This is a genomic window from Rhodoluna sp. (genome assembly GCF_024641065.1).
GTDB lineage: Bacteria > Actinomycetota > Actinomycetes > Actinomycetales > Microbacteriaceae > Rhodoluna.
Genome location: NZ_JAHEDV010000033.1, coordinates 35,944 through 51,677, shown reverse-complemented (window position 1 = coordinate 51,677; position 15,734 = coordinate 35,944). Strand labels below are relative to the sequence as shown.

Sequence of the window (15,734 nt, the reverse complement as noted above, 5' to 3'; positions counted from 1 at the left end):
GCATGACTGCAATCGATGAATACCTAGAGGGTGTCGAGAGTTGGCACCGCGAAATGCTAATTAGCTGGCGCGACGAATTGCGCAAGCAATTGCCAACCGCAGAAGAAAGCATTTACTATGGCGTGCCTTGCTTCAAGGTTGACGGTGATGCGGTCGCCGGTTTTGCGGCTTATAAGAAGCACTGCGCATACTTTCCATTTAGCGGCCAGACGCTGAAAACACTTGAACCCCACTTGGATGGCTTCACCCGCACCCAAGGCGCCCTGCACGTCAAAGAGCACCAGGTTCTGACCAGCAAAATGGTGAAAGAATTATTGGCAGCACGAAAGATAGAAATTGAACAGGGCTACGGCCACAGAAAGAAGAAGTAATGGACTTTTCACAAATCAACTGGTTGGCAGTTGTTGTTGCTGCAGTTGCAGGGTTCGTAGTCGGCGGTGTTTGGTTTGGTCCAAAGACTTTTTATCCAATTTGGTGGAAGCTAAGCGGAAACGAGCCGACCACTGAACCTGGCGGCCAAAGCCCACTGGTGCTATTTGGCTCAACCTTTTTGGCTACTTTGGCACAGGCTGCCACCGTTGCAATCTTCATTGAAGTTGCCACAATCGTTGACCCTAACTTTGGCCCCGTTCAGGGTCTAGCGGCCGGTGCGCTACTTGGTGCAGGTATCGCCGCGGCCAGCTCGCTCTCTCACCGTCTTTTCAGTCGCGCAGGCTTTGCTGTTTGGATCATCGAGGTTGGGCAAGACATCGTTAGCCTTGCCGTGATGGGTCTGATCATTGCATCCTGGCTGTAGAGCTTATTGAGCTTAAAAAAGAAATCCCCGACCAATGGTCGGGGATTTTTCTTTACTTGCCGCAGTTGCAACCACCGTTGCAGCAGCCATCAGTCATCTTGTTCATTTTCGCCTCCCTACTGTTCGTATATCAGTAGAGTACATCCATGATTTTGGGTGTCAAGCGACTCACAGGCAACTGACAGAAACTGCAGTTAGTTATTTGATGGTTCGCATTTGTGGGCCAACAACAATTGAGCCCGCTGGAAGATCTTTGGTCACGATGGTGGCTGCGCCGATCGATGAATTGTCGCCGATGGTGATGTTGCCGAGAACAACCGCACCTGCGCCGATCACAACATTGTTGCCAATTGTTGGGTGGCGCTTTGCAGTGATGTTTTCTTTTCCGCCAAGAGTCACGCCGTGATAAATGAGCACGTCGTCGCCGATAATTGCGGTTTCGCCAATTACAACCCCCATACCGTGGTCGATGAAGACTCGACGGCCAATTTGGGCACCTGGGTGAATTTCAACGCCGGTCCAGAAGCGCGTAGCAGTAGCCATAACGCGAGAAAGAACGCGAAAACCGCTCTTGTAGACCGCATGGTTAATGCGGTGCTGCCAAAGAGCGTGGAGTCCTGGTGAGGTTAAAACAAGCTCGAGCGCGCCGTAAGTTGCCGGGTCGCGCTCGATGCCAGTTTTAATGTCTTCGCGAAAACGTATCAAAGTACTTTTTAGTCTAGGTCCTGAAGGTCTTTGTAAAGAACTGTTGATAGGTAGCGCTCACCGAATGAAGGAATGATTACAACAATCTTCTTGCCGGCAAACTCCGGGCGAGCTGCAATCTGAGAAGCGCCCCAGATAGCTGCACCTGATGAAATACCACCAAGGATGCCCTCTTCAGCGCCCAATCGACGTGACCACTTGATGGCCTCTTCGGTAGGAGCGTCAAGAACCTCGTCGTAGATGTTGGTGTCAAGAATCTCAGGGATGAAGTTTGCACCAATTCCCTGGATTGGGTGACCAGCTGGGGTTCCACCGTTAAGAATCGGTGATGCCTCTGGTTCAACCGCAAAGATCTTTACATCTGGGTTCAGTGCCTTCAGAGCCTGGCCAACACCGGTGATGGTACCGCCGGTGCCGATGCCGGCAACAATAGCTGCAACCTGGCCGTCGGTGTCGCGCCAGATTTCTTGTGCTGTGGTGTTGCGGTGAATCTCTGGGTTTGCTGGGTTGGCAAACTGACGAACCTCTACAGCTCCGCGGGTCTGGCCGATCTCGGCTGCCTTAGCAACAGCACCGCGCATACCCTCCGCAGCTGGGGTTAGAACTAGCTCTGCACCATAAGCGCGAAGCAGGGTGCGACGCTCCTTGCTCATTGAATCAGGCATGGTCAAGATAACCTTGTAGCCGCGAGCAGCACCCACCATCGCCAATGCGATTCCGGTGTTGCCTGAGGTTGCCTCAACAATTGAGCCGCCTGGCTTTAGCTGACCTGAACGCTCTGCGGCGTCGACCATGGCAATTCCGATGCGGTCTTTTACGGTTGCGCTTGGGTTATAAAACTCAAGCTTTGCTAGAACTTCGGCAGGGCCCTCGATAATGCGGTTGATTCGCACTAGAGGGGTGTTTCCGACTACCTCGGTGATGTTGTTGTAAATCGCCATGATTTTCCTTTGGGTAAGACGAGTTGGAGCTTCTGGGTCAAATATAGCGACCCGAAAATGCTTGTTTCTAACTGTTACGATTTGCCGCTAGCCTCTAACCATGAAGCGTTTATTGACCGGCATCAACCCATGGTTGCCCGTCTTTGCATTCGTTACGCTTTTTCACATCATCCGTGGCTCTGGGCTAGATGCCCTCATTTTTGGCCTTGGATGTTTGCTGCTTATTGCCGACTGGAAGCACTGGGTTAAGTGGCACATGCCAGAGCGCCCAAAGGTCAGTGGTTGGGTGATTCTGCTGGTTATGGCTATCAGCTCGAGCGTGTTGTTTTTTTCAGAGCGCGATGGTTGGCAAGACAAACTGCTCTTGCTGGTTCTGGCGCCGATTGCCATCACTATGGTTTATTACCGTGATCACGGGCCGAAGCCGGGCTCAACCAAAGTTATGGGGCGAACCAAAGCGATTTGGATCACGCTGGCGCTAATGATGGCTGTATCTGAACTCTTTGCCTTCATCTTTGCTGAGGTTTATAAAGACGATTCGAGCTTTCCGACAATTTCGGTTCTGGTGAATCCGGTGCTTGATTCGCCCTACGGCCGAGCAATCTTTTTGATTGTTTGGATGGCTATCGGCGTTGGGTTGCTTCAGATACGGAGAAAGCGCTAATGCCTTCGATTCCAATTCTTGAATACATAGCAGTGATTATTTTGGGCTTTGCTATTTGGCTGGGCGGCAGATTTTGGCCAAACAAAATTGCCCCGTTTGGCGCGCTAATTAGCAGAATCATGCATCATCGCAACACCCGCCTGGCATTGGTTGTGGTGTGGTGGTGGCTAGGTTGGCATTTCTTCACCGAATAGCGTGTTGCGCGGAGAAACTTGTGACTATAGTGTTGTTTAATGTCAGTATGTTAGGACAAACACTTAGTTCCTAAGTTTCACCAATCAGAAAGTTGTACGAGGAAGTATGGCCGAGCGCAATGCACCCTTTGATGTGATCACTATTGGTCGCGTAGGTGTCGATATTTATCCTTTGCAAGTTGGCGTTGGCCTTGAGCACGTCACTTCTTTTGGCAAGTTTCTTGGCGGCAGTGCCACCAACGTTGCTGTTGCTGCTGCCAAGTATGGTTTGAAGTCAGCGGTGATCACTCGCACCGGTAACGACCCGTTCGGCAAATACATCCATGAAGAGTTGACTCGCTTGGGTGTTGACGACCGCTTCGTTTCTGGAGTCGAAGGTTTGCCAACCCCGGTTGTTTTCTGCGAGATTTTTCCACCGGATGACTTTCCGCTTTATTTCTACCGCGAGCCGAAGGCACCAGACCTGGTCATCAACCAGAATGAGCTAGACCTAGACGCTATCTCGCAGGCAAGGATCTACTGGTCAACTGTGACCGGTCTTAGCCAGGAGCCGAGCCGCACCGCTCACCACGTTGCCTGGGATGCCCGCGGTCGCAAGGCAAACACCATTCTTGACCTTGACTACCGCACCATGTTCTGGTCTTCACCTGAACTAGCCAGTGAACAGGTTTCACGAGCACTAGACAAGGTGACCATAGCAATCGGCAACAAAGAAGAGTGTGAGGTGGCCGTTGGCGAGACCGAGCCAATGCGTGCCGCCGATGCATTGCTAGAGCGTGGCCTTGAGATTGCAGTCGTAAAGCAGGGCCCGAAGGGTGTGCTTGCCAAGACTCGCGAAGAGACCGTTGAAGTACCTCCTTACTTTGTAGACGTGGTCAATGGCCTTGGTGCTGGCGACAGCTTTGGTGGCGCATTCTGCTATGGATTGCTTCAGGGCTGGGAGCTAAAGCGAATCTTGCAATTCGCAAACGTAGCTGGCGCAATCGTTGCTAGCCGCCTCGAGTGCTCAACTGCAATGCCAACTTTTGAAGAAGTTGAAGACATCTTGAAGGGAATGAACAAGTGAATCTAGATTTCGACAAGTTGCGCGAAACACGCGCTGCTAACCCGGGTGCGCTCGCCGAGATTTACAAGAACCGCAAGCGCCGCGAGGTTATCCAGGGTGATGGTCGACTATTCATCGTCGCTGCTGACCACCCGGCCCGTGCAGCACTAGGCGTTGGCAAAGACCCTGAGGCCATGGCTAACCGCTACCAGCTTCTTGAAAACCTGGCTATTGCCTTGCAGAATCCTGGCGTTGATGGTGTTTTGGGAACCCCAGACATCATTGATGACCTGGCTTTGCTCGGTTTACTCGACAACAAATTGGTTGTTGGTTCAATGAACCGCGGTGGCCTAAAGGGCGCAAGCTTTGAGATGGATGACCGCTTTGGTGCCTACAACGTTGAAGGCATCGTTCGCGATGGTCTTGATTTTGCAAAGACCCTCAACCGTGTGAACTTCTCAGATGCTGGCACCGCAAACATGCTCGAAGCAACCGCTCAGGCTGTTAGCGATTCAGCAGCTGCCGGTGTTCCAATCATGCTTGAGCCGTTCATCAGTGAATGGGTCAACGGGGCTATCAGGAACGACCTCTCAACCGAGCAGGTAATTCTCTCGATCGCCATCGCTTCAGGCCTAGGTAACTCAAGTGGCCACACCTGGATGAAGCTGCCAGTTGTAGAAAACATGGAGCGCGTGATGGAAGCAACCACCATGCCTACGCTTCTTCTCGGTGGAGACCCAGTTGGCACCATGGAAGAAACCTTCGAGTCATGGCGCAAAGCCTTGGTTCTGCCGGGCGTTCGCGGCCTTGTTGTTGGTCGCAGCCTTCTCTACCCAAAGGATGGCGACGTAGCGTCAGCCATCGCAACCGCCGTTGAACTAGTTCACGGTTAATCAGATTTAGGAAAAGGAAAAACAAATGAGCAACCTACCTGTAGTTGGCCACTGGATTAACGGTGCCCACAAAGCAAGCAACTCTGGCCGCACCGCTGACGTTTATGACCCAGCACTTGGCGAAGTAACCAAGCACGTAGCCCTTGCCAACGAAGCTGAAATTCTTGAGGCTATTGCTTCAGCCAAGGCAGCTTTCCCGGCGTGGAGCAACCTGTCGTTGGCTCGTCGCCAGGCAATCATTTTCAACTTCCGCGAGTTGTTGAACCGCAAAAAGCCAGAGCTTGCTGAAATCATCACAGCTGAGCACGGCAAGGTTTTGTCTGACGCACTTGGTGAAATCACCCGTGGTCAAGAAGTCGTTGAATTCGCAACCGGTATGCCTCACCTGCTTAAGGGTTTCTACTCTGAGAACGTTTCAACCGGTGTTGATGTTTACTCAACTCGTCAGGCACTCGGCGTTGTTGGCGTAATCAGCCCATTCAACTTCCCGGCCATGGTTCCAATGTGGTTCTTCCCGATTGCACTTGCTGCCGGAAACTGCGTAATTTTGAAGCCTTCTGAAAAAGACCCTTCAGCCGCAATTTGGATGGCTGAGCTTCTTAAAGAAGCAGGTCTACCTGACGGTGTATTTACTGTTCTAAACGGTGACAAAGAATCTGTTGATGGCCTATTGACCCACCCGGATGTAAAGGCAATCTCATTCGTTGGTTCAACCCCAATCGCTCAGTATGTCTACGAAACTGGTTCTCGTCACGGCAAGCGTGTTCAGGCACTTGGTGGAGCTAAGAACCACATGTTGGTTCTTCCTGACGCCGACCTTGACCTAGTTGCCGACTCAGCAATCAACGCAGGCTTTGGTTCTGCTGGTGAGCGCTGCATGGCAATCTCTGTTGTTGTTGCGGTCGAGCCGGTTGCTGATGACCTGATTGAGAAGATCAAGACCCGCATGGCAACCCTTCGCACCGGAGACGGTCGTCGTGGTTGCGACATGGGCCCATTGGTTACCAAGGTTCACCGCGACAAGGTTGCTTCATACATCGACATCGCTAAGGCAGATGGCGCAGATGTAGTTGTTGACGGCCGCGATGACAAGTTCGATGGTGCACCAAACGGTTTCTGGCTTGGCCCAACCCTGATTGACAAGGTTCCAACCTCATCAAAGGTTTACACCGAAGAGATCTTTGGTCCAGTGCTCTCAATTGTGCGCGTAAAGACTTATGAAGAGGGCGTAGACCTAATCAACAACGGTGCTTACGGCAACGGAACAGCTATCTTCACCAACGATGGTGGCGCAGCTCGCCGTTTCCAGAACGAAGTTGAGGTTGGCATGATCGGCATCAACGTGCCAATTCCTGTGCCAGTTGCCTACTACTCATTCGGTGGCTGGAAGTCATCATTGTTCGGTGACACCAAGGCTCACGGTGTAGAGGGTGTTCACTTCTTTACCCGCGGCAAGGCAATCACTAGCCGCTGGCTTGACCCAAGCCACGGTGGAATTAACCTAGGCTTCCCACAGAACTAGTTTTTCGAAGAAGTTAGAGACTCCAATGACGTGGTTTTACAAAAAAGGTGAATTGAGCCAAGACGGCTGGGATGTCCTGGTCGATGGTTCAATCGAGGGCTGGCAACACACTGGCCTTCGAGTTGGCACCCTTGGCGAAAACCGCAAGTTTCACCTGCCGGCCGATGGTCTCGAGCGCATGATTTTTGCGCTCGAAGGCCAGGGCCTGAAAGTTGAATACCGTCTAGCTGGAGACTCTGAGTTCACCAGCAAGTTCTTGCGTGGTCGCAAATCGGTTTTTCACGGAACCACCGACATGCTTTACCTACCGGTCGACACTGAAATCAAAATTCAGGGCGATGGCCGTGTCTGCATCGGTGAAGCTCCGGCAAAAAATGCCAAGCCGGTGAGTTTCATGGCAGCAGAAGACGTTCCAGTATTTGTTCGCGGAGCTGGGCGCGAAAGCCGTCAGGTTCACAACTTTGGCGTTCCAGACACGCTCGACGCAGACCGATTCATCATTGTCGAAGTGATTGTTCCAGCCGGCAACTGGTCTGGCATCCCAGCCCACAAGCACGATACTTACATCCCTGGCGTTGAATCGAATCTCGAAGAAATTTATTACTTCGAGACTGCGGTCACCCGCGGAGTTACCGCTCCGATGGTGACAGACCCAACCGGCTTTCTTCGCGGTTACGCTTCAGACGAGCGTGACTTTAACATCCTCGAAGAAGTTCGTTCGGGCGATGTCGGTCTAGTTCCACACGGATGGCATGGCCCAGCGATGGCTACACCTGGCTATGACCTTTACTTCTTCAACGTGATGGCCGGCCCAGACCCCGATCGCAGTTGGAATATCACCGACGACCCAAACCAGGCTTGGATTCGCGAGACCTGGCACAGTCAAGATCCAGACCCAAGACTTCCTTACACGGCGTAATCAGAGAAAGAAACAAAAATGGCAACTCGCAGAATGTCTGTCAGTCAGGCAATCGTTGAATTCTTAGCTCACCAGTACACCGTCGATGGCGACATCCGTGTGCGCACTATCGAGGGCTTCTATGGCATCTTTGGGCACGGAAACGTTGCTGGAATTGGCCAGTCGCTAAAACAGCTTTCGGTGACCAACCCTGAAATGATGCCGTATCACCAGGCACGCAATGAGCAGGCCATGGGTCACGAGTCAATTGCCTATTCACGAATGACTCGTCGCCGCTCTACCTACGCCTGTGCAGCATCGGTTGGCCCAGGTGCGGCAAACCTTTTGACCGCAGCGGCAGTTGCCACCACCAACCGCTTGCCGGTTTTGCTATTGCCATCTGACACCTTTGCAAACCGCGTTGCCGACCCTGTTCTTCAGCAGCTAGAGCAGCCGCACGATGCAAGCCTGACTGTGAACGATGCGTTCAAGCCGTTGTCTCGATTCTTTGACCGAATCACCCGTCCAGAGCAGGTTTTCTCAGCCATGCTTGGCGCCATGCGTGTTTTGACTGACCCGGTAGAAACCGGTGCGGTGACTGTTTGCTTGCCTGAAGACCTTCAGGCTGAGTTCATCGATGTTCCAGAAGAATTTCTGGCAGATCGCGAATGGCACATTCGTCGCCCTCGCCCAGACCGCGGCTTGATGGCCGAGGTAGCAGCTGCAATTCGTGGTGCAAAGCGCCCGATGATCGTTGCCGGTGGTGGCGTGATTTACTCAGACGCTAACCAAGAGCTTCGTCGATTTGTTGAGCAGACCGGTATACCTGTGGGCATGTCTCAGGCTGGTGTTGGTTCACTAGTTTGGGATCACGAACAGAACCTAGGTGCAGTTGGCGCAACTGGCACCACCGCTGCAAACCGCATTGCTGCTGAGGCAGATGTCATCATCGGCATCGGTACTCGCTACAGTGACTTCACTACCGCTAGCCGCACCGCGTTCCAGAACCCGAACGTGAAGTTCATCAACATCAACATCGCATCTTTCGATGCTTTCAAGCACGGATCAGCTATTCCTGTCGTTGCTGACGCTCGTGAATCAATCATCGAGTTGGGTGAAGAACTCTCTGGTTACAGCGTGGCCAGCGATTTCCGCAGTCACTACACCGAGCAAAAGAGCATTTGGGATGCAGCGGTCGACGCAGCATTCGAAGACCAGCGCCGCGAGCTTCCGGGTCAGCCTGAAATCATCGGTGCTGTGCAGCAGTCAAGTGATGCCCGAGACGTTGTGATATGTGCTGCCGGTTCACTGCCAGGCGACCTACACAAGCTATGGCGAGTGCGCGATGACCTTGGCTACCACGTTGAGTATGCCTTCTCATGCATGGGTTATGAGATCGCTGCCGGTCTAGGTGTTGCCCGTGCCGACAAGACGCGTGACGCAATCGTCATGGTTGGCGACGGTTCATACCTAATGATGCACACCGAATTGGTTACGGCTGTTGCAGAACGCCTAAAGTTCATCACAGTTCTAATTCAGAACCACGGATACGCCTCGATCGGCCACCTGTCAGAGGATGTAGGTTCGCAGCGCTACGGAACCAAGTATCGCTACCGCGATGAAGCTGGCAACAACCACGAGACCGGCGACATTCTGCCGATTGACCTCGCTGCAAACGCAGAGAGCTACGGCGTGAAGGTTATCCGTGTAGAACCAGGCCCAGATTCAATCACCGACCTAAAGGCTGCCATGAAGCAGGCTAAGGCTCACGTTGGTGGCCCGGTTCTGATTCACATCAACAACGATCCATTGATCTACGCGCCAGACGGTGAGGGTTGGTGGGATGTACCGGTTATGCCAGTATCTGAGCTAGAGAGCACCCAGAAGGCATTTGTCGGTTACGACGAGGTCAAGAAGACTCAAAAGGCACTCATCGGCAAGGGCGCTGTAGAGCGCAAGAACTAGCAAAGAAGCTAAGGAGAGAATCATGGTCAAAATTGCATTAGACCCAACCCCGTTCCACAGCACCCACTCGCTACTTGAGTTTCCGGCGCTCGCAGCAGACCTCGGATACAAGTACCTGCAGATGACTCCGCACGCCGACATGATTCCCTTCTTCAACCACCCAAAGGCTGATGACGACCTTGTGAAAGCCATGCGCAAGGCTTGCAAAGACGCCGGCGTAGAAATTGCATCAACCCTGCCGGTTTTGCGTTGGTCAGGCCCAGATGAAGATGCGCGTGAAGCAGCGGTTCGATACTGGAAGCGCGTGATTCGCATCACCGCAGATCTTGGTGTCGACACCATCGGTACCGAGTTCAATGGCCGCCCTGAGCGTGCCGAAGAATCAGAACGCGCTTTCTATCGCTCGATGGAAGAGCTTGTTCCGATCATCGAAAAAGAAGGCATCAAGGTCTTTATCGACCCGCACCCAGATGACTTTGTTGAGAACGGCCTCGCTGCCTGGCGCGTGATCCGTGGAATCAACTCAAAGAATTTTGGCATGGTTTACGTTGCCTCTCACACCTTCCACATGGGTAACCAGCCGCTTGAAATTATGCAGGCTGCTGGCGACCGTCTGGGAATTGTGCACGTTTCAGACACCATGGACCACACCGCTTCGCACGGGTTGCGCTACATAACCAACCCACCGGGCAACGCTGTTCGTGTTCACCAGCACCTCAAGATGAATGACGGTGACGTCAATTTTGACGAGTTCTTCTCTGGGCTAAAGTCAATTGGCTTCTTGGATAACCCGAACAGCATCATGTGCTCTAGCGTTTTCGCTGAGAACGACAATGCTCGCGCCGTGGCTATTTTTCAGCGCCAAGAAATGGAAAAGCGCATCGCAGCGCTCGCGTAATAAACAGTTCACTAAGTGGGTTACCGATTCGGTAGCCCACTTTCTGTTTTTAGGATAAGAACATGGCAAAAAAAGAGATTAAAAGTCGAAACGATCAAAGGCCGCCAACGATGGCAGACGTGGCTGACAAGGTTGGAGTATCGCGACAGCTTGTTGGTTTGGTCTTTCGTGATGCACCCGGGGTTGGCCCCGAGACCGAGGCCAAGATTCGTGCTGCTGCAAAAGAACTCGGCTACCGCCCAAATCTTGCCGCTCAGTCATTGCGCCGTGAGGGCTCGAAGTACATCGGCGTTGTTTTTCATGCCGCAGAAACCTCGACCTACGAGATTATCCCCGCCATTTATAAACAGGCAGCCGAACAGGGTTTTCAGGTGGTGTTGAGCGCGATTTCTAGCGATCGAACCGATCTTGAGGCAATTGACGAAGTTATTGGCCACCGTTGCGACGGCCTGATCCTGATTGCATCAACATTGAGTTTGACGAGACTGCAGAAACTTGCCCGAACAATTCCGCTGGTCAGTCTCGGACGTCGACTTTCAACTGTTCGTTGTGGCGTTGTTTCGTCTCGCGGTGAATCGGGAGTATTTGACGCAGTCGAGTATTTGATTTCGCTGGGTCATAAGTCGATTGCCTATGTCAATGCCAAAGACATGCTCGACATCGAGTACCGACTCGAAGGTTATGAATCAGCAATGGATAAACACAAATTGAAGAAAACGATTGTCTCGATCACTGGCGACTTTGCCGAGCCTGGCGGCGCATTGGCGGCTGACAAAATTTTGAATCTCGAACAACTGCCTACTGCTGTTGTGTGCAATAACGACCAGAGCGCATTTGGTTTGGTCTATCGCCTGCAAAAAGCAGGTTTGCGTGTGCCTGAAGATATGTCAGTAGTGGGCTATGACGACACTATTGCAAAACAAGAATTCCTAAGTTTGACAACTGTTCGACAGGATCCAGAAGAGCTCGCAAGGGCTGCTGTTGAAGACTTGGCCGCCCGCATTAAGGGTGACAAGTATCTGTCTGAAACATTCCTGACTAGCTCCACTCTTGTAGTGCGTGCTAGCACGTGCCAGCCAATTGGTAGCAAGGATTAGTTATAAAAACGCCTATTTTTAGGGGACAGGCTACTAGCACGTGCTAGTGAATCTTTACTGATTTGTTATCAAATATGGACCCTTTGTTATAACAATGCCTCGTCGTTAACGCTAAATTCGTGTTGGGTTCGATTAGTTACTTGAAACCAATCTCAAAAATCCAACACGAAAGGGACACAACGAAGTGAAGCTATTCAACAAAAAGACCATCGCAGCGGCAGCCCTTGCTGTAGCAGCGACTCTTACATTTGCAGGTTGCAGCGCACCTGCAGCAGAACCAACAGCGGCAGTAGGCCTAGACAGCGGTTTCGGCAAGCGCGCCGAAGCACGTGACGCTTACTTCTTCACCTACTACAACCCAGCCGGCGATGCTTTCTGGGCGCAAATCCTCAAGGGTGGCGAAGATGCAGCGAAGCTAGGTAACTTGAACTTCACCCACCAGACTGCTGAGGGCGACTCTGCAGCAATGGTGAACCTAGTTCAGACCGCAATCGCGACCAAGCCAGCATTGATCCTGATGCCTTTCAACGAAGGTGAAGCATGGGTTGACGTCGCTTGTCAGGCACACGATGCAGGCATCACAGTTATTGCCTTCAACGTTCCAGCTCCTGCATCAGCAGGCGCTTGTGTTTCAGGCTTCGTAGGTCAAGACTTCTACACCGTGGGCACCATCATCGGTCAGAACCTGCTTGACTCAGGCGCTGTTGCAAAGGGTGACAAAGTACAGATCACTGCAGAAGAACCAGACCAGCCTTACGCTCTTCAGCGTGGTGGTGGCGTTTACGACGTTCTAAAGAAGGCCGGCGTAAACGTTCTTCCTCAGAGCGAGTGGCTACGTACCGGTGGAGATGACGCGCCAGCACTTGACGCTCTAACCACTTACCTAGTTGCTAATCCTGACGTAAAGGTCATGGTTCCAGTTGGTGGAACCCCTCACCGCAACCTTCCTGCTGCTCTTGTAGCCGCTGGAAACACCACCACCAAGGTAATGGGTTTTGACACCGCTCCGGCCATCATCCAGGGCCTAAAGGATGGCGTCATCCTTGCAACTGCTGACCAGCAGGGTTATGTTCAGGGCTTCCAGGCTGTTATGCAGGGTGTACTTAGCCTTGACTTCGGCTTCTCAGCTGCGAACATCAACTCAGGCGGTAACGGTCTAATCACCAAGGACAACGTTGCCAACATCGAAGCGCCTGACCTTCAGGGCGTTCGCTGGTAATAACTAGTTTCAAATAGCGTCGAGGCCGGTCGAGCAAAATACTTGGCCGGCCTCGATGCACACCCCCAAAGTTTATAAATTCTCTACACAGCAAAGATGCTGAGAGGAAAAGGAATATCAATGTCAAACCGTCCACCAGGCGAGAAGAAGCCAGTTCTTCAGGCCCCACTAGCTACAGAAGCGATCACTCAGGTGAAGCGACTATCTGACAAGCAACCAACCACTTTTATCGGCCGAATGAAAAACGAACTTCAGTTCATTCGCGGTCGCGGCGCATTTGAAATCAGCATCGTGCTTGCAGTTCTTCTGATTGGCTACATTGTCGCGAGCGTTATTAGCCCGACCGGTTTCGCATTCCTTAACCCAAACAACCTTTCAGGTGTTATTTCACAGAGCATCCCAGTGCTGGCCATTCTTGGTCTGGCAGCCGGAATCTTGATGATTGCTGGAGAGTTTGATCTATCGCTCGGCCCTGCAATTACCTTCAACGCGATTGTTTTCATCAAATTCTCTGAATCTTTTGGTCTTGCTGCCGGAATCATCGGTGGAATTCTGAGCGGTGTATTCATCGCTTTGGTAAATGGATCAATCGTGGTCTTCACCAGAATTCCATCGTTCATTGCAACTCTGGGTATGAGCTTCTTCTGGGCCGGGGCATCAATCTTTGTGAACGGTACCACGCCAGCGATCCTTACCAAGTCTCGCGACGAAGTAATGGTGTTCCTTTTTGCTCAAGACTTCGGCTCTTTCCGGTCACAACTGGTTTGGCTACTCATCCTTGGAGTTCTTGCCTGGTTCTTCTTGCACCGCCACAAGTTGGGTAACCACATTTTTGCCGTTGGCGGCAACGAGTCTGCAGCCGAGGCTATCTCTATTAACTCAAAGAAAATCAAACTAATCGCTTTTGCAACTTTCGGTGGTCTCGTCGGATTCGCGTCAATTTTGATCGCAGTCAGAACTTCATCGATGCAACCTGGTGGATCAGCTACTCAAGACTTCACTCTGTTCGCAATTGCAGCAGCGGTTGTTGGTGGCACCTCACTAAACGGTGGCCGCGGAAGCGTAATTGGCATCATCGTCGGTGCAGCCCTCATTGAACTAATTCGAAACGGCTTGTTGCTTGCAAAGGCACCTGGTTTCTACATCACACTATTTGTCGGTATCACCATTGTTATCGCCTCGATCTTCAACAAGGTCATGGAAGGAAAAGCACGATGAGCACTCCACTCCTTAGAGTTCAGGGCGTTACAAAGAAGTACGGCCCAAACACAGTTCTAAACGATGTTTCGTTCGAAATTGGCAAAAGCGAAGTAGTAGGCCTTTTAGGCGACAACGGAGCTGGTAAGTCAACTTTGGTGAAGATTATGTCGGGTGTTGTTGATGCAACTGCCGGCGAGTTCTTTTGGGATGGCACCAAAATCGAGAACATCAACCGCGAAAAGACTGAAGAACTTGGTGTTGAAACCATTTTTCAAGATTCAGCTCTGGTTCCTCAGATGAGCATCACTCGCAACATCTTCATGGGTCGTGAGATAACCAACAAACTTGGTCTGATGAAGATTAAAGAAATGGACGCGATCACTGCAGATGTTCTTGACAGCGTTGTGACTATCGAGGGCATTAAGTCGCCGAAGCAGTTGGTTTCTTCTCTCTCAGGTGGTCAAGCTCAGGCGGTTGCGATTGCGCGTGCAGTGCACTTCAAGCGCTCACTCTTGATTCTTGACGAGCCAACTTCGGCACTTGCAGTTCGAGCAACCGAAGCCTTGCTTGACTATCTTCGCCAACTCAAAGGCGAGGGTGTGAGCTCGGTATTAGTTACTCACAACCTTCACCACGCCTACCAGGTGTGTGACCGCCACATTGTTATGAACCACGGTCGCAAGATTCTGGATGTTCGCAAAGAAGACACCACCGTTGAAGAACTTACCGCTGCCGTGGTTGGCGGCGCTGAGGGCATTCGTCGTTACCGCGAAGGCAAAAAATGAGTGGTCAAATTCGAGTCGGAACGGCTCCAGACTCATGGGGTGTTTGGTTTCCAAATGACCCTCAGCAAGTTCCCTGGGAACGATTCTTAGATGAAGTTCAGGAGGCTGGTTATCACTGGATCGAATTGGGCCCTTACGGTTATCTACCAACTGACCCAAATCAACTCTCGGATGTTCTTGAAGAGCACAACCTCAAATTGTCAGCTGGTACCGTCTTCACCGGTTTCCACAAAGGTGACGACCAGTGGAAGCGAGCCTGGGATCAGGCGCTAGACGTTGCTGGCTTGGTTTCTAAGCTCGGTGCTGAGCATCTTGTGGTGATTCCTGACCTGTGGCGTTCCGACGCTACCGCTGAGGTTCTTGAGGCACGAACTCTCGAAAACGACCAGTGGAAGAAATTGGCTGCTGGCCATGACAAGTTGGGCAAGGCTTTACTCGAAGAGTATGGCATCAAACAACAATTCCACTCTCATGCCGATAGCCATATTGGAACGTATGCCGAGGTGGAGCGCTTTCTCCAGGAGACCAGCAAGGAATTCACCAATCTGTGTCTAGATACCGGTCACTTCGCCTACTACTTGGGTGACAACGTCAAACTGATGAATGCCTACCCTGAGCGCATCGGTTACCTGCACCTGAAGCAAGTGCATCCAGACATCCTCGCCGAGGCATTGAAGAACGACATGCCGTTCGTCGATGCTGTAGCTAAAGGAGTTATGACCGAGCCCGGCTTTGAAGGAGTTCCTGAGTTCGCTCCGATTCTTGAAAAGGCTGCCGAAATCAACCCTGAGATGTTCGCAATCGTAGAACAGGATATGTACGGCTGCGACGTCGATTTTCCTTTCCCAGTTGCGAAACGCACCCGCGATCACATTGGCTCATGCACTCATGCAGCCCGTTTTATATAACCTG

17 protein-coding genes are annotated in these 15,734 nt (G+C 51.9%); 15 read left to right on the top strand and 2 right to left on the bottom strand.

From position 1 onward, the window contains the following. The first annotated feature begins 2 nt into the window (after nt 1–2). On the top strand, nt 3–371 hold the full coding sequence (locus Q0L26_RS06130) for an iron chaperone (protein WP_296648787.1): 369 nt from the start codon (nt 3–5) through the stop codon (nt 369–371). Continuing rightward, the gene (locus Q0L26_RS06125; RefSeq protein WP_296648785.1) at nt 371–796 is read left to right on the top strand and encodes a DUF1761 family protein; all 426 of its coding nucleotides are present in this window, start codon (nt 371–373) and stop codon (nt 794–796) included. Before Q0L26_RS06130 ends, Q0L26_RS06125 begins: the two co-directional genes overlap by 1 nt. A 198-nt stretch (nt 797–994) precedes the next feature. Here the strand turns inward: Q0L26_RS06125 and cysE are convergent, their stop codons facing one another. Together cysE and cysK are read right to left on the bottom strand one after the other, a co-directional pair. Continuing rightward, entirely contained in the window at nt 995–1,501 is a 507-nt protein-coding gene (gene cysE, locus Q0L26_RS06120) for a serine O-acetyltransferase (RefSeq protein WP_296648784.1), read from the bottom strand. Nucleotides 1,502–1,509: 8 nt separating this feature from the next. Beyond that, nucleotides 1,510–2,442, bottom strand: a complete 933-nt coding sequence (gene cysK / locus Q0L26_RS06115) for a cysteine synthase A (RefSeq protein ID WP_296648781.1) — start codon at nt 2,440–2,442, stop codon at nt 1,510–1,512. A gap of 100 nt (nt 2,443–2,542) precedes the next feature. On the opposite strand from cysK, the gene Q0L26_RS06110 reads away from it, so the two are divergent. From Q0L26_RS06110 to Q0L26_RS06050, 13 genes are all read left to right on the top strand, one after another. After that, a complete protein-coding gene (locus Q0L26_RS06110) occupies nt 2,543–3,106 on the top strand; it encodes a hypothetical protein (RefSeq protein WP_296648779.1) in 564 nt (187 codons plus the stop codon). Next, complete coding sequence (locus Q0L26_RS06105; RefSeq protein WP_296648776.1) at nt 3,106–3,300, top strand: DUF6186 family protein; 195 nt, start codon at nt 3,106–3,108, stop codon at nt 3,298–3,300. Before Q0L26_RS06110 ends, Q0L26_RS06105 begins: the two co-directional genes overlap by 1 nt. Before the next feature lie 106 nt (nt 3,301–3,406). Next, nucleotides 3,407–4,366, top strand: coding sequence for a 5-dehydro-2-deoxygluconokinase (gene iolC / locus Q0L26_RS06100; RefSeq protein WP_296648774.1), 960 nt, complete (start codon nt 3,407–3,409; stop codon nt 4,364–4,366). Next, nucleotides 4,363–5,238, top strand: a complete 876-nt coding sequence (locus Q0L26_RS06095) for a deoxyribose-phosphate aldolase (RefSeq protein WP_296648770.1) — start codon at nt 4,363–4,365, stop codon at nt 5,236–5,238. The genes iolC and Q0L26_RS06095 overlap by 4 nt, the downstream gene beginning before the upstream one ends. 25 nt (nt 5,239–5,263) lie before the next feature. After that, entirely contained in the window at nt 5,264–6,760 is a 1,497-nt protein-coding gene (locus Q0L26_RS06090) for a CoA-acylating methylmalonate-semialdehyde dehydrogenase (RefSeq protein ID WP_296648768.1), read from the top strand. A 25-nt stretch (nt 6,761–6,785) separates the two neighbouring features. Next, entirely contained in the window at nt 6,786–7,679 is an 894-nt protein-coding gene (gene iolB, locus Q0L26_RS06085; RefSeq protein ID WP_296648766.1) for a 5-deoxy-glucuronate isomerase, read from the top strand. Nucleotides 7,680–7,697: 18 nt separating this feature from the next. Beyond that, nucleotides 7,698–9,623, top strand: a complete 1,926-nt coding sequence (iolD, locus tag Q0L26_RS06080) for a 3D-(3,5/4)-trihydroxycyclohexane-1,2-dione acylhydrolase (decyclizing) (protein WP_296648765.1) — start codon at nt 7,698–7,700, stop codon at nt 9,621–9,623. 22 nt (nt 9,624–9,645) lie between these two features. Next, nucleotides 9,646–10,521 carry a sugar phosphate isomerase/epimerase family protein gene (locus Q0L26_RS06075; protein WP_296648762.1) on the top strand — a complete coding sequence of 292 codons (876 nt, stop codon included), beginning with the start codon at nt 9,646–9,648 and terminating at the stop codon, nt 10,519–10,521. A gap of 62 nt (nt 10,522–10,583) precedes the next feature. Then, the gene (locus Q0L26_RS06070) at nt 10,584–11,618 is read left to right on the top strand and encodes a LacI family DNA-binding transcriptional regulator (RefSeq protein WP_296648761.1); all 1,035 of its coding nucleotides are present in this window, start codon (nt 10,584–10,586) and stop codon (nt 11,616–11,618) included. A 184-nt stretch (nt 11,619–11,802) separates the two neighbouring features. Then, on the top strand, nt 11,803–12,837 hold the full coding sequence (locus Q0L26_RS06065; protein WP_296648759.1) for a substrate-binding domain-containing protein: 1,035 nt from the start codon (nt 11,803–11,805) through the stop codon (nt 12,835–12,837). A 120-nt stretch (nt 12,838–12,957) separates the two neighbouring features. Continuing rightward, nucleotides 12,958–14,055 (top strand): ABC transporter permease, encoded by a 1,098-nt coding sequence (locus Q0L26_RS06060; RefSeq protein WP_296648756.1) that lies wholly within the window; start codon nt 12,958–12,960, stop codon nt 14,053–14,055. Next, nucleotides 14,052–14,822, top strand: coding sequence for an ATP-binding cassette domain-containing protein (locus Q0L26_RS06055; protein ID WP_296648755.1), 771 nt, complete (start codon nt 14,052–14,054; stop codon nt 14,820–14,822). Before Q0L26_RS06060 ends, Q0L26_RS06055 begins: the two co-directional genes overlap by 4 nt. Next, nucleotides 14,819–15,730: a sugar phosphate isomerase/epimerase gene (locus Q0L26_RS06050; protein ID WP_296648752.1), complete on the top strand. Its 912-nt coding sequence runs from the start codon at nt 14,819–14,821 to the stop codon at nt 15,728–15,730. The genes Q0L26_RS06055 and Q0L26_RS06050 overlap by 4 nt, the downstream gene beginning before the upstream one ends. The last annotated feature ends 4 nt before the right edge of the window (nt 15,731–15,734 follow it).

Excerpts from the sequence above, each read along its gene's own strand:
- iolD (WP_296648765.1), top strand. The coding sequence starts at position 7,698 with ATGGCAACTCGCAGAATGTCTGTCAGTCAGGCAATCGTTGAATTCTTA.
- Q0L26_RS06125 (WP_296648785.1), top strand. The coding sequence starts at position 371 with ATGGACTTTTCACAAATCAACTGGTTGGCAGTTGTTGTTGCTGCAGTT.
- Q0L26_RS06130 (WP_296648787.1), top strand. The coding sequence starts at position 3 with ATGACTGCAATCGATGAATACCTAGAGGGTGTCGAGAGTTGGCACCGC.
- iolB (WP_296648766.1), top strand. The coding sequence starts at position 6,786 with ATGACGTGGTTTTACAAAAAAGGTGAATTGAGCCAAGACGGCTGGGAT.
- Q0L26_RS06070 (WP_296648761.1), top strand. The coding sequence starts at position 10,584 with ATGGCAAAAAAAGAGATTAAAAGTCGAAACGATCAAAGGCCGCCAACG.
- Q0L26_RS06075 (WP_296648762.1), top strand. The coding sequence starts at position 9,646 with ATGGTCAAAATTGCATTAGACCCAACCCCGTTCCACAGCACCCACTCG.
- cysK (WP_296648781.1), bottom strand. The coding sequence starts at position 2,442 with ATGGCGATTTACAACAACATCACCGAGGTAGTCGGAAACACCCCTCTA.
- Q0L26_RS06105 (WP_296648776.1), top strand. The coding sequence starts at position 3,106 with ATGCCTTCGATTCCAATTCTTGAATACATAGCAGTGATTATTTTGGGC.
- Q0L26_RS06050 (WP_296648752.1), top strand. The coding sequence starts at position 14,819 with ATGAGTGGTCAAATTCGAGTCGGAACGGCTCCAGACTCATGGGGTGTT.
- Q0L26_RS06055 (WP_296648755.1), top strand. The coding sequence starts at position 14,052 with ATGAGCACTCCACTCCTTAGAGTTCAGGGCGTTACAAAGAAGTACGGC.
- Q0L26_RS06090 (WP_296648768.1), top strand. The coding sequence starts at position 5,264 with ATGAGCAACCTACCTGTAGTTGGCCACTGGATTAACGGTGCCCACAAA.
- Q0L26_RS06110 (WP_296648779.1), top strand. The coding sequence starts at position 2,543 with ATGAAGCGTTTATTGACCGGCATCAACCCATGGTTGCCCGTCTTTGCA.
- iolC (WP_296648774.1), top strand. The coding sequence starts at position 3,407 with ATGGCCGAGCGCAATGCACCCTTTGATGTGATCACTATTGGTCGCGTA.
- Q0L26_RS06060 (WP_296648756.1), top strand. The coding sequence starts at position 12,958 with ATGTCAAACCGTCCACCAGGCGAGAAGAAGCCAGTTCTTCAGGCCCCA.